Origin of the sequence: Streptomyces sp. NPDC021020 (assembly GCF_044333285.1) — a bacterium.
Taxonomy (GTDB): domain Bacteria; phylum Actinomycetota; class Actinomycetes; order Streptomycetales; family Streptomycetaceae; genus Actinacidiphila.
Window position 1 is genome coordinate 173,791 of the sequence record NZ_JBIRQQ010000005.1, and the last position, 14,425, is coordinate 188,215.

A 14,425-nucleotide genomic window follows, 5' to 3' on the forward strand; every position below is an offset into this window, starting at 1 on the left:
TGGGCGCGGCGCCCCCGGGGCGTCCTCCCGCTCAGCCAACCGACCTCAGCGGTCGAACTCCCCGTCCCGCGCCACGGCGAGGAACGCGCCCCACGCCTCGGCGCTGAACCGCAGACTCGGCCCCGCCTGGTCCTTGCTGTCCCGCACGGCCCGGCCCCCGCCCGCCGTGGCGGCGACCTCTACGCAGTTGCTCTCGGGCCCGGAGTAGGAGGATTTGCGGTAAGGGCCTGCGATGTCGTCCATGACGCGCCTTCCTTGCCGTTCGGCCGTGCCTTGCCGTCACGCGTGATGGTGCATCAGGCCCGGGTCCGGGCGCCAGACCGCCCCGCGTTCGGCGCTCGTTCGGGCAAACCCCTTGTGCAATGGTCAAGAAACGTTGACCATTGGCCCCATGCCTAGCGACGACGAGCTTCCCGAGACCTTCCGTGTCACCACCGACGAGCAACTGCGGGCCGTTTCCAACCTCACGCGGCATCGGATCATGGCCGTGCTGCGGTTCGAGCCCGCGACGATCACGCAGATCGCCGAGCGGGTGGGGCTCGCCAAGGGGAGCTCCAGCTATCACGTGCGGCTGCTGGAGCGGGCGGGGCTGGTGAAGGTGGTGCGGACGCGGAAGGTGCGGGGGGTCACCGAGCGGTATTACGCGATGGCCGCGCGGTCGATCGAGCTGCCGGATCCGGGGGACGGGGGGCCTGACGTGCTGATGCGGCACGCGGTCGCGGATCTGGAGGCGGCGCCGGAGGAGGGGGAGCGGCATGTGCGGATGGCGCATCTGCGGCTCACCGACGAGCAGTTCGCGGAGCTGGGGGCGCGGCTGGAGGCGCTCGCGGACGAATACCGGGAGCTGTCCGACCCCGCGCTGCCGGACGCGTCGCTCGTCTTCGCGCTGTTCCACCCGGGCAAGGGCCCGCAGGCCGAAGGGAGCGCCAAGTGACCACACGCGTGAGCAAGGCGCCCGCCGGGTTCGGGCGGCTGTGGACGGCGCAGGGGATCTCCTCGCTCGGCGACGGGGTGACGCACGCCGCGCTGCCGCTGCTCGCGCTGGCGCTGACGCGCGATCCGCTGGCGCTCGCCGTCGTCTCGGCCGCCGGGACGCTGCCGTGGCTGCTCTTCGGGGTGCTCGGCGGGGCCCTGGTCGACCGCTGGGACCGGCGGCGCACGATGTGGGTCGCGGACGTGGCGCGTGCGGCGCTGCTCGCGATACCGGCGGGCGCGGCCGCGTACGACGTGCTGAGCATTCCGCTGCTCGCGGCCGTCGCCTTCCTGCTCGGCCTCGGCGGGCTCTTCTTCGACACGGCCGCCACGGCCTACCTGCCGGATCTGCTCGGCCGCGACCCCGCGCTCCTGGAGCACGCCAACTCCCGCCTGCGCGGCACCCAGACCGCCGCGTCCGGCTTCGCGGGCCCGCCCGCGGGCAGCGCCCTGCTCGCGCTCGGGCGGGCGGCGCCGCTGCTCGCCGACGCGGTGTCGTTCGCGCTGTCCGCGCTGCTCGTACGGTCGCTGCCCGCGACACCGCGCCCCGCCGTCGCGGCCCGCGAGTCGCTGCTGCGGCAGGCGCGGGCCGGTGCCTCGTACGTCTTCCGGGACCGGCTGCTGCTCGGGCTCGCGCTGCGCCCGGCGGTCGGCAACATCGCCTTCCTCGCCGTCGAGACCGTCCTCGCCCTCTTCGCGCACGACCGCCTCGGCATCGGAAGCCTCGGCTTCGGCCTGCTCCTCACGGCGGAGGCCACCGGCGGTCTGCTCGGCGCGGGCATCGCCTCCTTCCTCGGCCGCCGGCTCGGCACCGGCACCGCGCTGACCTGCACGGCCACCATCGAGGGCCTTGCCGTCCTGGGCCTCGCCGCCGCCCCGAACGCCTACGCCGCCGGGCTCGCGCTCGCCGTCTGCGGCGCGGGCATGGGCGCCACGATGGTGCTCGCGCCCTCCCTCCGGCAGGCGGTCGTCCCCGCCCACCTGATGGGCCGGGTCGCCTCCACCTCCCGCATGCTCGCCATGTGCGCCGCCCCCTTCGGCGCCTTCCTCGGCGGCTGGCTGGCCACCGCCTACGGCGTCCGCACCCCGCTCTTCGCCGCGGGCGGCCTGCTGCTCGCGATGACCGCCGTCACGGCGACCATGACCGGCAACCACCGGGTGGAGGCGGCGCTGCGTGCGGCGGCACCCAGCAGGGCCGCGGACGCGCTTCGCCCGGAAGTCCGGGAGCCGGTCGCGGAGAACGCCTAGGCGAAGAGCTTCCAGTGCCCCTCGGAGACGACCTCGACGGCTCCGTCGACGACCGTGACCGCCGTCTCGTCGTCGATCGCGTACCCCGGGCAGGGCAGCCGGGCAGCCCAGCCGGTCGCGTCGGCCGTCGAGTTCTCCGGCAGGAGGGGGTGGTCCAGGTGCGGGAAGATCGCGAAATCGACGATTCCCAGGGCCTCGTCGCCGCCCGTCGGCGGGCGCCACTCGACGAACTCCTCGCCGACGTGCGGAGCCATCACCATGCTCCCCGCGCTGACGCCCACGCAGACCCCCTCCCACGAGGGCAGCAGCTCCGGCAGCCCGGACTCGCGCGCCCAGTGGGCGAGGTAGAGCGCGTCGCCGCCGGACAGCAGCAGGGCGTCGGCCTCCTCGACCCACGGGAGCCACGTGTCCCGGCCGAGGCTGGGCAGCGCCGTGAGTTCCAGCACGCCCAGGGACTTCCAGCCGATCTCCGACAGGGGTGTGCGGCTCTGCCCGGTGATCACCCTCCAGGCCGCGGCCGGACCGCTCATCGGATAGACCGCGGTGGGGATGACCAGCGCGTGCGCTTCGGAGACGGGCTTTCCGAGGAGTTCGACCAGGGCGCTGCGGATGCTCGCGTTCGTGACGCCTGCCGAGGTGAGAAGAAGCTTCATGGGGCCCTTTCGCGGTCGGCGCGGTGCTCAACAGCCTTGCGGGGCCGCCACACTAGCCCCCCGCACTGACACCGCGGCGGAGCGGCCGAGGGCCGCCGAAATCGCCAAACCCGCCGGGAGCCCCGCCGATCCCGAAGGCCCCGCCGGGAGCGCCGCTCACGCCGTGAAGAACCTCTTCGCCCGCAGCGCCGCGTCCTCGTCCTCCGTGACCTGCCCGGGACGGGTCGCGCTGGCCAGGAGGGTGCCGCGGAAGTCCATGCCCATGTAGCGGGCGGTCTTCTCCAGGGTGCCCACCAGGGGGTCCGCGTCGGAGTGGTCGGCGCCCGCGAGGGCGGTGACGCCCCACAGGCGGCGGCCCGCCATGCGGGAGCGGAAGTCGACGCCGGGGACGCGGAGCCAGCCCGACCAGTGGTCCAGGTACTGCTTCGTCGGCGTCGAGAGGGAGTACCAGTAGAGCGGCGAGGCGATGACCAGGTCCGTCGCGTCGAGGGTCGCGTCCAGCAGGGTGCGGGCGTCGCCCGTGGGCTCGGGGTAGGAGCCGTCGCCGGAGTGGCGGACGTCGGTGAAGGCCGGGAGCGCCAGCTCCGTGAGCCGCACCCAGTGCTGCTCGGCGTCGGGGGGCAGCGCGGCCGCCGCCTGCTGCGCGAGCGCTTCGGTGTTGCCGCCCGCGCGGGTGCTGCCGAGGAGGAAGAGGAAGCGTCGGCCCGTAGAGTCATGCATGTGCATATATTGCGTCCGCGCATTACTGACGTCAACCGGACCCGGCGGGATCCGCGTCACACCCCGCCGGTGAACGGACCGCGCGGCATCCGCGTCCCACCCGCCCGCGGCGGATACCCGTACGGCCCGGCGTCAGGACCGGGCCGCACGGGTGGTCGAGGGGGAGCTCCTGAGCCCCCTGGGGGGGCGCTCAGGAGCGCGAGGGCTCCAACTCGCGGGTACGGTTCGGCTCCCCGGTGCGCAGCACCCCCGCGCCCGCCGCCGTCACCGCGCACAGCAGCGTCAGCAGCAGGAACGTGTGGTTCAGAGCCGTCACATGGGTCAGCCAGCCGATGACGGCGGGGCCTGCGAGCATGCCGAGGTAGCCCAGGCCCGCGACGCGCGAGACGTTGGCGCCCGCGGCCGCGGGGTCGGCGTGCCCGGCGGCGCTGAAGAGCTGCGGGACGCACCCCGACAGGCCCAGGCCGAACAGCGCCCAGCCCGCGAAGGCCGCCCACAGCCAGGGGGTGAGGGCGGCGACGGTGATTCCGACGGCGGCCAGCGCGGAGCCGTAGCGCAGGATCGCCAGGGAGCCGAAGCGCGCGGAGACGCGGTCCGCGAGCAGCCGCCCGACCGTCATCGCGGCCGCGAAGGTGCCGTAGCCGAAGGCCGCGGTGCTCGACGGGGCGCCGAGGACGTCCTTGAGGTGCAGCGCGCTCCAGTCGTTCGCGGCGCCCTCGCACAGCATGCTCATGAAGGCCAGCGCGGCGAGGACGCGGATGTAGCGCGAGCCGCCCCGGCGTTCGGCCTCCGGCGCGGCAACCTCCGCAGCCTCCGCCTCCTCGTCCTTCGCCACGGCACCCGACGGCAGCAGCAGAGGCGCCGCCGCCAGCGCGACCAGGACGCCCACGCCGCCCGCCACCGCGAGCACCGCCGCCGTGCCCATGCCCGCCGCCGACGCGGCCGCCGCGACGAGCGAGGCCAGCACGCCGCCCACCGAGAAGGTCGCGTGGAAGGCCGACATGACCGGCCGCGCGTACGCCTTCTCCACGTGCACGGCGTGCGCGTTCATGCTCACGTCCAGGGAGCCGTTGCAGAAGCCGAAGACCAGCAGCGCCCCCGCGAGCGTCCACGGACTGCGGGACAGGCCCGGCAGGGCCAGCGCTGCCCCGCACAGCACGCCCGAGGCGGGGACGACGACGCGTGTCCCGAGCCGGTCGGCCAGCGGCCCCGCCACCCGCATGCCGAGGAACGCGCCGAGGCCCAGCAGCACCAGCAGCCCGCCCAGCGTGGCGTGGCTGATCCCCACCCGGTCCTCGATCGCGGGGATGTGCACGACCCAGATGCCCATGAGGGTGCCGTCGAGCACGAAGTAGACGAAGGTCGCCACGCGGGCGGCCCGGAGAGCGCGTTCCATGTCCGCCACCATAACGAACACATCTGATGTGCGAAATAGCCGCCAGCGAACAGCTTGTGTGTGCGCAAGCACGTGGTGTTCAATCACCGTATGAGCAACACCGACCGTCACGGGCTGATCGCCCAGGCCGTACGGGACGCGGGCAGCGCCACGGTGCAGGCGCTCGCCGAGCTGACCGGCGCCTCGGAGATGACCATCCGGCGCGACCTCGACGCGCTCGCCGCGCAGGGCGTTCTCGAACGCGTCCGCGGCGGCGCCCGCACCCTGCTGCTCAGGGGTGACGAGCCGCCCTTCGCGCTGCGCGCGCACGAGGCCGTGGAGTCCAAGCAGCGGATCGCCGCCGCCGTGAACGCGCTGATCGCGGACGGCGAGAGCGTCCTGCTCGACAGCGGCACCACCTGCCTGGAGGTCGCCCGGCTGCTGCGCGGGCGCCCCGTCACGGTCATGCCGCTGTCGCTCCAGGCCGTCCACCTGCTCAGCGACGCACCCGCCCCCACCACGCTCATGGTGCCCGGCGGCAAGCCGCGCGCCGCCGAGGGCGCCCTCACCGGCCCGCTCACCCTCGCCTCGCTCGCCGCCCTGCGCTTCGACACCGCCGTCCTCGGCTGCTGCGGCCTCAGCGCGGCCGAGGGCCTGACCGCGTACGACCTGGACGAGGCCGCGGTGAAGAAGGCGGCGATCACCGCGAGCCGCCGCGTCGTCCTCGCCACGGACGGCAGCAAGTTCGGCCGCACGGCCTACGCGTACGTCGGCCCGACGCCCCTCCTGCACACCCTGGTCACCGACGCCGCCGCCCCGGCGGACGAGCTGGCCGCACTCGAAGCGGCGGGCACGGCGGTCCGCACGGTGTGACGGCCTACGCGCCGGCGGCTTACGCGCTGAAAGCTCACGCGCTGACGGCTCACGCGAGCGCCGCCGTCCAGGCAGTGTGACGGCTCACGCGGGCAGCAGCTCCGCCAGCCGCGCGCCCAGCACCGGGGTCAGCGCCGCCGCGAAGCCCTCCGCGATGTGGCTGTCGTCCCGGTAGACCATCGTGTTGCCGACCAGCACCGGGCACGTCCCGTCCGGCGCACACAGCCACGGGGCAGGGTCGATCAGCGTGGCCCCCTCGTCCCGCGCCGCCTCCGTGAGGGCCAGCCGCCGGGTGTCGTCCAGCGCGCGGTCCCGGGGCTCGGCGCAGTCCGCCAGCTCCAGCGGGTGGTCGGCGGCGCAGTCCACGGCGTCCGACTTCGGCGTGGGCGTGTCCAGTACGGCGGCGATCCGCGCCCCGTCCGCGCGCAGTTGCGCGAAGGTCTTGTCGAAGCCCTCGGCCCACTGCTCGCGCAGATCGCGCTCGGGGTCCACGGGGTCGCCCTCGTCCGAGGCCGAGACCAGGACGAGGTCGGGGTGCAGCGCGGCGATACGGGCCAGCGCGTCCTGCCGCCAGGTGTCGCACGCGGTGTACGGGGCGTGCTGGGCGATGATCGTGACGTCGGCGGCCTTGCAGGAGGCCTTCGTGAACGACACGACCCGCCAGTGCCGTTCGCGCCCCAGCCGGTCGAGCGCCGGGAACCACTGGGCGGCGTGCGAGTCGCCGAAGATCACGACGACCTTGTCCGCGCCCGTGTCGCCGTACGCGCAGCTCTGGTCGGGTACGCGGGTCGCGACGTATTCGACGTGGCAGCCGTCCCGGTAGACCGCCGACCGCTCCGGTTTGACGTCCGTGAGCGGCGGTGCGAGGTTGCTCGGCAGCTTGGCGGCGGACGCCGCGAGCAGCTGGGTGAGCCGCTGCCCCGGGTCGGGCGCGGTCCTCAGCGCCTGCGCGAGGCCGGGCGCGGGCCCGCCCGCGCTGATCGGCGGGGGGAAGAGCGACGCGGTGAGCGCCACCGCCGCGGCCCCCGCCGACAGGGCGCCGCCCAGCCGCAGCGCCCGGCGGGGCCGACCGCGGAAGGCCGCGTGGAAGCGCACCGGATTCTCCACCACCCGCAGCGTCACCCACGCGAGGCCCAGCGCCACCGCGCTCAGCGCCAGCCCGAGCCGTACGCCCGCGGGGCGGCCCAGCGCGGCGGGGCCGATCACCAGCAGCGGCCAGTGCCACAGGTACCACCCGTACGACAGCCCGCCGACCCGTACGGCCGGCCGCCGCGCGAGCAGCAGCCCGGCCCCGTACCGTACGGGCGCGTCCCCGGCCCCGCCCGCGAGGACCAGCACCGTGCCCAGCACCGGCAGCAGTGCGTACCGCCCGGGGAAGGCGGTGCCGTCGTCGAAGCGCACCGCCGCGAGCAGCACGCCCGCGAGCCCCGCCCAGCTCATGGCCGCCGCGGCCCACCCCGGCAGCCGCCCCAGCCGCCGGGCGCCCAGCGCGAGCAGCGCGCCCGCGCCCAGCTCCCAGAAGCGGGCGTGCGTGCCGAAGTAGCCCCAGGAGGGCGACCCGGCCGTCAGCGTGGTGTTCAGCCGGTACGACACCAGGCACAGCGCGGCCAGCACCACTGCGGGGGCCGCCAGCGGGCGCCCGTACCGCCGCCCCAGCCGCCATGCGAGGGCCAGCAGCAGCGGCCACACCACGTAGAACTGCTCCTCCACCGCGAGCGACCAGAAGTGCTGGAAGGGGGAGGGCGGGCTGTCGGCGTTCAGGTAGTCCGTGCCGGCCTTCGCGAGGCGGAAGTTGACGGCGTAGAGCGAGCTGGCCAGCGCGTCGCCCGCGTATTCGGTGAAGCGCACCTTCGACAGCCACAGCCGCGACCCGGCGAGCGTGACCAGGACGACGAGTGTGGCGGCGGGCAGCAGCCGCAGCGCGCGCCGGGCGTAGAAGCCGCGCACGGACACCCGGCCGGAGGCGGCGAGCTCGCGCAGCAGCAGCGAGGTGATGAGGAAGCCGGAGACGACGAAGAAGACGTCCACCCCGACGTAGCCCCCGGCGACCGCGCCCACCCCGCAGTGCGCGAGCACCACGAGGGTGACGGCGACCGCGCGCAGCCCCTGGACGTCGAGCCGGACCGGTGGCCGGTCCTTCCCGGTGGCCGGCGTGACGTGGTGGGCGGGGGAGAGGGTGGTCACGACATGCGTTCCTTGCGTCGGGTGCGGCCGTACGGTTCGGCCCCATTCCGCTCCTGGACAGGAACGACCAGTTCACGCCCCCTGAACGGGAAAATCTTTGGCGAAAGCCTGTTGCCGTTCTCACACCGGCCCGGCGTGCCTCACGCCGTCCCGGCGGTCTCCCCGGGGATGTCCGCGGGCGAGACCTTCGCCGCCGCGGCCTTGGCCTGCGCCAGTTGCGCACGGGAGCGGCGCGCGGTCCGCAGCGCGTCGCCGGTCAGCAGCACGAGCGCCACCCACACCAGCAGGAAGCCCACCCACTGCTCGCCGGACATCGTCTCGTGGAAGTGCAGGATGCCGATCAGGAACTGGAAGACCGGCGCCAGGTACTGGAGCAGGCCCAGGGTGGACAGCGGCAGCCGGTTCGCCGACATGCCGAAGCACACGAGCGGCACCGCGGTCACGAAACCGGCGAGGGCGAGCAGGGTCGCGTGGCCGGCGCCGTGCGAGGCGAAGGTCGCGTCGCCGCGTCCGCCGAGCACCAGCAGGAAGCCCAGCGCGGGCAGGAACTGCACGGACGTCTCGGCGGCCAGCGACTCCAGACCGCCCATCGCGATCTTCTTCTTCACCAGCCCGTAGCCGCCGAAGCTGAAGGCGAGCACGAGCGCGATCCACGGCAGCCGCCCGTAGCCGACCGCGAGCACGCCCACCGCGAGGCAGCCGATGCCGACCGCCGCCCACTGCACCGGCCGCAGCCGCTCGTGCAGCACGAGCACCGCGAGGGCGATCGTGACCAGCGGGTTGATGAAGTAGCCGAGCGAGGTCTCCACGACATGGCCGGCGTTGACGGCCCAGATGTACGTGCCCCAGTTGACCGACACCGTCACCGCGGCGACCGCGACCAGTGCGAGCCGCCGCGGCTGCCGTATCAGCTCGCCGATCCACGCCCAGCGGCGCAGCACCAGCAGCAGCGCCGCGACGACCACCAGCGACCACACCATCCGGTGGGCCAGGATCTCCCCGGCCCCGGCCGGTTCCAGCAGCGGCCAGTACAGCGGGAAGAGGCCCCACATGCCGTACGCCGCGAAGCCGTAGACCAGCCCTGCGCGCTTGTCGCCCATCGCCCCGACCCGTCCTCCCCGCACCCTGGGTGCGCGCCGTGCCGCCGTCGTACGTGCTCTCCGGCGAACGGACGCGGTACGGACCCCGATACGGGTGCGGCCCTTACGACGGTAGCGGTCGACGGCATGCCCACGCCAGGGGCTATTCGCGGATCGGTCCTGACACCCTCGCCGCGGCCTACGCGAGCGCCCCGAGCCCGCGCAGCTCCGTCTCGACGGTCTCCCGCAGCGTCGTCGTCGGGCGGCCGGTGAGCCGGGCCAGGTCGCCGCTCGTGCCCGCGAGGCGGCCGCGCGCGATGGCGTTGTCGACGTCGACCAGCACCTCGGCGAAGGCCGCCGGCACGCCGACGCCCGTCAGGATCTCCAGCCGCTGCTCGCCGCTGATGTCCTGGTACGCCACCGGCCGCCCCGACAGCTCCGCGACCACGGCCGCGTACTCCGGGAAGCTCCACGCGGTGTCGCCGCTCAGCTCGTACGCCCGGTTCTCGTGCCCGTCGGTCGCCAGCACGACCGCGGCCGCCGCCGCGTAGTCCGCGCGGGCCGCCGACGCGACACGGCCCTCGCCGGCGTTGCCGATCACCACGCCGTGCTCCAGCACCGCGGGCAGGTTCGCGGTGTAGACCTCGGTGTACCAGCCGTTGCGCAGCAGCACGTACGGCACGCCCGAGGCCGTGATCAGCTCCTCCGTCGCCCGGTGCTCGTCCGCGAGCGTGAAGTCCGCCGCGGGCCCGCCCAGCACGCTGGTGTACGCCAGCAGGGCCGCGCCGGCCTTGGCCGCCGCGTCGACCACCGCGGTGTGCTGCGGCCTCCGGCGGCCGACCTCGTTGCCCGACACGAGCAACACGCGGTCGCCCGGGGCGAACGCTCCCGCGAGGGAGTCGGGGGCGTCGTAGTCGGCGACGCGGACCTCGACGCCCTGGGCGGCGAGGTCCGCGGCCTTGCCGCTGTCGCGGACCACCGCGGCGATGCTGTCCGGGGCGACGCCCCGGGCCAGCAGGTCCGCGATGACCAGCCGGCCGAGCTGGCCGGTCGCTCCGGTGACGGCGATACTCACGTTTTCCCTCCGGGGGGCTCAGCACAAGGTGGCTCGCCCTCACCGTATCCGGGCTCGCCGCCCGCGGCCCGCCCGCGGGGAGGTGGCGCCTGCGGCGCCGGGCAACCCCCAGGGGTGGTGCTTCCGTTAAACGCAGGTGACTGCGGGGACGGAGCGTCGGATCATGGGCGACATGCTCACGACGGAGTATGACGGGTGCGGGCGGTGCATGGTGGGGGTGCGCCGGTTGAGCCGGAAGACGGATGCGACCAGCAGTCCGGCGCGGCAGGGGGAGCAGGTTCTTGCTGCGGTGGCGGGTATGGGTGGGCATGTGATCGCGTGGGCGGACGACTGGGAGGTGTCGGGGGCGACGAACCCGCTGGAGCGTAAGGGGTTCGGTCCGTGGCTGCGCGGTGAGATGGGGCCGTACGACGGGGTCGCGTCGGCGAGTGTGGACCGGGTGGGGCGCAATGTGCGGGACACGCTGAACACTCAGGAGCTTCTGACGGGTCAGGGCCGGTTGATCGTGACGGCCGACCACACGGGGGTGTGGGACTTCCATGACCCCAACCAGGAGAATGAGTGGATGGCCAAGGCGTGGGGGTCGCAGATGGAGTTGCGGGCGATCCAGAAGCGCAACCGGGATGAGACGCTGCGGGCGCGGGCGGCAGGCCAGCCGCGGCAGATGCCCAGCTACGGGTACCAGTACATCCGGCTGGTTCCCATGGGGAAGGTCGATCACGTGGAGATCGACCCGGTGGCGGCCGGGGTGATCCGGGAGGTTGCCCGCCGGTTGCTGGCGGACGGGACCGGGACGGTCACGGCAGCGTCGGAGGCGGCACGGTTGACGCGTGCGGGGGTTGCGTCGCCGTCGGACCGTCGGGCCGAGCTGTACGGGCGGCCGAGGAAGGGCGGGATGTGGAACCGCAAGACTCTCCACGTGATCTTGACCAGCCCGGCGGCGCTCGGCTACCTCATCCACGACGGACGCCCGGTGATCGGTCCGGACGGAGAGCCGGTCAGGCTCGCGGAACCGCTGTGGGACAGGGCCACGCATGACGCCCTGGTGGAGAAGCTGAGGCCGCGCCGGGACGGGGCGCGAACGCAGAAGGGCACGCATCTGCTGTCGGGGCTGGCGTTCTGCGGGGCGTGCGGGCGGCGCCTGTACATCGTGACCCGCAACACCAGCGCGGGCCCGCACCCGGGGTACGGGTGCAACGGCCGGGTACGCGGTGTCCCCGCCTCGCAGCACTGCAAGCCCGCCCCCACGATGGCCACCACCGCTTTGGATACGGCTGTCGGGGAGTGGTTCCTGGCCCGGTACGGGTCGGGCCAGGTCATGGAGAAGATCTACGACCCGGGCACGGGTTACGCGGCAAGGGTCGCGGAGGCGGAGGCCGCCCGTAAGCGCCTGCGCGACGACCGGGCGGCCGGGCTGTACGTGGACGAGGACGACGCGGAGTGGTTCCGTGCCCAGTACGCCCGGCTCGGGCAGGAGATCCGCGAGCTTCGCGCACTTCCTGAGCGACCGGCGGGCATGCAGCTCGTACCGACCGGCCAGACCATTGCAGACCATTGGGCCACGGCCCCGGACGGTGCCGCCCGCCGAGAACTCCTCCACGGCTACGGGGTACGCGTCACGCTCTGGCCCCGGGGCGCCGGGCAGCGCTGGCAGGCCACCGGGCTGAGCCTGCACGACCTGTTGGCCGACCACGCCGCACCCGCCGAGGCATAGCCCGCGACCCAGCACGGTCTCCGGCCCGGTCCGGCAGACCGCAGCAACCCGCTCGCGCCGACCGCCCCTCGCCCCTCACGCACACGCCCCGGGGGGCGGGTATCGGCGATCGGTCTAAACTTTCTTCACTTACTCAAGGGGTGCGCCCTGCGGGCGCACCCGGGCGGCCCGCCGCCCTCCGGACGGGCGTGCGGCCTGACGGCCGGTCCCGTCCGGAGCGGCAGCCGCCCGGCACCACGAGCACCCCCCGAGGGTGAGCCGTTTCCCGGCAGCCTTCCCCGCGCTCAGGCGAGGGCGTTCGGGCTGGGGCGGGCAGCCTCCCGGGTCTTGAGCCACCTCCCCGGGCGGGGCCCCTCGCCGGGCAAGCCCAGGGGGCCACTCGGACACATTGCGGGCAGGCTCAACGACCTGCCCGAGCTGCCGGGAAGCGTACGGCCCCCTGGCCATGCCCGGCCCCCACCCGGGCAGGACACCGGCCCAACACCCTCCGGCAGCCCGCGAGCCAACACCGCACCCCGGGGGGCACATCCGCTACGGATGCGGGTACGGGTCGCTGACGACGACCAGCGGCACGATCACCAGCGCACAGAACACCACGATCCCGATGCAGAACCACACCTGTCTCATGTGGCACCGCCCGCCCGGCCGGTCCATGCGGTGGCGGCCGTCACCGGATGATCTCCCGGTCGATCACCGCGTCCGCCGCACGGGACGCCGCGTCGTCGCCCGGCGGTACGGGCAGGCGGTCCCCCCGGCAGTTCGCGATCCGCACCAGATCCCGTACCGACTGGCACAGCGACGCGATCATGCCGCGCAACTCCGTCTCCGACACAAACCCTTCCGACAGCACGTCGTCGACGTACTCCAGGAGGTCGGAGGCCATACCGACCTGGACCTCCTCCAGGTTGTCGGCCAACCGGGTCAGAACCGACCCCGCCTCACCGTCCGTGATGAGGTAGGACGGCTTCCCGCCCTCGCCGGACCAGGGCAGCAGTCGCATGCTCATCAGCGCGCCACCTGCCCGCGGGCCCGCATCGGGCCGAAGACGATCATTACCCGCTCGAACCGAAGTCCGATAAAGTCATGCATGTTTGGCGCTCCCAATCAGCGTCGAGCCACGCCCCCGGGCCGACTCCACGGCCGCGGGGGTCTACTGAGGCACACGCTAGGAATTGCCGACCGCCCGTCACAGCGGCGTATTGCCCTACCTTTGTGATCAAGTAGGGCACAGCGTCCTACCCGATGAGTCCGAGGCGATCCGCCAGCGCCAATACCGGCGCATCCCGGCGCCGAACCCGGCCCCGCAGATCCTCCACCAGGCGGCGTGAGGTGGAGTGGTAACGCATCCACTCGGGAGCGTCCTGCTCAGCCAGCAACAACGCCCGCGTCGCAGCCGGGTCGTCATCGAGGTCGGAGTAGGCCAAGGCCCGGTCAACGTGGAAACGGGCCCGCCACGTCGGTGGCAGGGAATCGAGGGCCGGAACCGTACGTGCAGCACGAATTGCCTCGTCGCTGCGCTCCAACTCGACGAGGAAGTTCACCTTGGCCACCCCGGCATTTGTCGGGCCGAAGGGAGTTGCGTACACCATCAGATCCGCACCAATACTCGCGGCCGCACCGGTCGCCATGTTCAGCAGATCATTGACCTGACGCTCCTGCCGCACCGCCGCCGTGGCTGCGCGCAGGAGCAGCACACCCCACAGCGCCAGGTCCTTGGGAGCGGACCGGAAGCCCGGCTCGATCTGCTCAGCACGCAGCACGGCAACGCGCTCGGCGTCTTCGAGCCTGCCCTGTTTGGTGAAGATCCACGACAGAGTGGACGCGGCGAGCGTCTCCAGGTCCGGGTCGTCACAATGCCTTATGGCGGCCCAAGAACGCTCCATCGCCGTGAAGGCCGCATCCTCCTTGCCGAGGGCCGTCAAGGTAGTGGCAGCCACCTGGTAGGCCACGGCCAAGACCGATTGCGCTGCTGCGGCGTCGGCACCGGTGGAGGCGTGAACGACAGCACGCGCGTCACGGATCAGCTGGGGCAGGAGTTTCCCGATCTCGCCCATACGGCCCTCGCGTCGGATGACCTCAGTTGATGCGAGCGACGCTTGCAGTTCAGCAACGGTCGGCGGATCTTCCGGGTCCGCCTCCCCACCCATGAGATCCGAAAGCGGCGACACTGCCTGCCGCAAGGCAAGCACCGAAGGCAGCTCCGATTCCGTGTGGTGGTTACCCTCAAACGTCGAAGGCTGGCCCACGAGAAACGAAGGCTCCGTGTCCAAGGCCCTGGCCAAGGCGTTGATCGTGGTCAACCTCGCCGATGTCCGCCGCCCCTGCTCCAGCTTCCGCACCACATCGACCGAGACCCCGGCCTCATGGGCCAGCTCCTCCTGCGTGAAGTTCCGCCGGAGCCGCAACTCCGCCAGACGGTCGCCGATTCCGGACTCAAATACGCCCACGCTTACCCCCGGGCAAAGGATGGTCCCTCCACGGTACGCCGGTCGGCCCCGACGGCCGAACGACCGCACAGACCAGGGCGGCAGT

Annotated in this window: 13 protein-coding genes; 4 read left to right on the forward strand and 9 right to left on the reverse strand. The window is 73.2% G+C overall.

The window, feature by feature from the left end; all coding sequences use genetic code 11:
* Positions 1-45: 45 nt before the first annotated feature.
* Complete coding sequence (locus ACH4SL_RS15910; RefSeq protein WP_398445661.1) at positions 46-243, reverse strand: DUF397 domain-containing protein; 198 nt, start codon at positions 241-243, stop codon at positions 46-48.
* A 148-nt stretch (positions 244-391) separates the two neighbouring features.
* Between ACH4SL_RS15910 and ACH4SL_RS15915 the strand changes: the two genes are divergently transcribed.
* Complete coding sequence (locus tag ACH4SL_RS15915) at positions 392-934, forward strand: ArsR/SmtB family transcription factor (protein WP_398445663.1); 543 nt, start codon at positions 392-394, stop codon at positions 932-934.
* Positions 931-2,220 carry an MFS transporter gene (locus ACH4SL_RS15920; protein WP_398445665.1) on the forward strand — a complete coding sequence of 430 codons (1,290 nt, stop codon included), beginning with the start codon at positions 931-933 and terminating at the stop codon, positions 2,218-2,220. The genes ACH4SL_RS15915 and ACH4SL_RS15920 overlap by 4 nt, the downstream gene beginning before the upstream one ends.
* Here ACH4SL_RS15920 and ACH4SL_RS15925 read toward each other — a convergent pair.
* The 3 genes from ACH4SL_RS15925 to ACH4SL_RS15935 all read right to left on the reverse strand — a co-directional run bounded on the left by ACH4SL_RS15925 (position 2,217) and on the right by ACH4SL_RS15935 (position 4,989).
* The gene (locus tag ACH4SL_RS15925; protein WP_398445667.1) at positions 2,217-2,873 is read right to left on the reverse strand and encodes a Type 1 glutamine amidotransferase-like domain-containing protein; all 657 of its coding nucleotides are present in this window, start codon (positions 2,871-2,873) and stop codon (positions 2,217-2,219) included. The genes ACH4SL_RS15920 and ACH4SL_RS15925 overlap by 4 nt on opposite strands.
* Positions 2,874-3,029: 156 nt before the next feature.
* Positions 3,030-3,593, reverse strand: coding sequence for a flavodoxin family protein (locus ACH4SL_RS15930; protein ID WP_398445669.1), 564 nt, complete (start codon positions 3,591-3,593; stop codon positions 3,030-3,032).
* A gap of 190 nt (positions 3,594-3,783) precedes the next feature.
* Positions 3,784-4,989 carry an MFS transporter gene (locus ACH4SL_RS15935; RefSeq protein ID WP_398445672.1) on the reverse strand — a complete coding sequence of 402 codons (1,206 nt, stop codon included), beginning with the start codon at positions 4,987-4,989 and terminating at the stop codon, positions 3,784-3,786.
* Positions 4,990-5,079: 90 nt separating this feature from the next.
* Here ACH4SL_RS15935 and ACH4SL_RS15940 point away from each other — a divergent pair, with 90 nt between their 5' ends.
* A complete protein-coding gene (locus ACH4SL_RS15940) occupies positions 5,080-5,841 on the forward strand; it encodes a DeoR/GlpR family DNA-binding transcription regulator (protein WP_398445674.1) in 762 nt (253 codons plus the stop codon).
* A gap of 84 nt (positions 5,842-5,925) precedes the next feature.
* On the opposite strand, the gene ACH4SL_RS15945 is transcribed toward ACH4SL_RS15940, so the two are convergent.
* The 3 genes from ACH4SL_RS15945 to ACH4SL_RS15955 all read right to left on the reverse strand — a co-directional run bounded on the left by ACH4SL_RS15945 (position 5,926) and on the right by ACH4SL_RS15955 (position 10,179).
* Complete coding sequence (locus tag ACH4SL_RS15945) at positions 5,926-8,025, reverse strand: acyltransferase family protein (RefSeq protein WP_398445676.1); 2,100 nt, start codon at positions 8,023-8,025, stop codon at positions 5,926-5,928.
* A gap of 140 nt (positions 8,026-8,165) precedes the next feature.
* On the reverse strand, positions 8,166-9,125 hold the full coding sequence (gene rarD / locus ACH4SL_RS15950; protein WP_398445678.1) for an EamA family transporter RarD: 960 nt from the start codon (positions 9,123-9,125) through the stop codon (positions 8,166-8,168).
* A 178-nt stretch (positions 9,126-9,303) separates the two neighbouring features.
* On the reverse strand, positions 9,304-10,179 hold the full coding sequence (locus ACH4SL_RS15955) for an NAD(P)H-binding protein (RefSeq protein ID WP_398445680.1): 876 nt from the start codon (positions 10,177-10,179) through the stop codon (positions 9,304-9,306).
* Positions 10,180-10,342: 163 nt separating this feature from the next.
* Here ACH4SL_RS15955 and ACH4SL_RS15960 point away from each other — a divergent pair, with 163 nt between their 5' ends.
* A complete protein-coding gene (locus tag ACH4SL_RS15960; RefSeq protein WP_398445682.1) occupies positions 10,343-11,893 on the forward strand; it encodes a recombinase family protein in 1,551 nt (516 codons plus the stop codon).
* Between the two features lie 667 nt (positions 11,894-12,560).
* On the opposite strand, the gene ACH4SL_RS15965 is transcribed toward ACH4SL_RS15960, so the two are convergent.
* Both ACH4SL_RS15965 and ACH4SL_RS15970 read right to left on the reverse strand, forming a co-directional pair.
* Positions 12,561-12,899 carry a hypothetical protein gene (locus ACH4SL_RS15965; RefSeq protein ID WP_398445684.1) on the reverse strand — a complete coding sequence of 113 codons (339 nt, stop codon included), beginning with the start codon at positions 12,897-12,899 and terminating at the stop codon, positions 12,561-12,563.
* A gap of 229 nt (positions 12,900-13,128) precedes the next feature.
* Positions 13,129-14,340, reverse strand: coding sequence for a helix-turn-helix domain-containing protein (locus ACH4SL_RS15970; protein WP_398445686.1), 1,212 nt, complete (start codon positions 14,338-14,340; stop codon positions 13,129-13,131).
* Positions 14,341-14,425 lie beyond the last annotated feature (85 nt).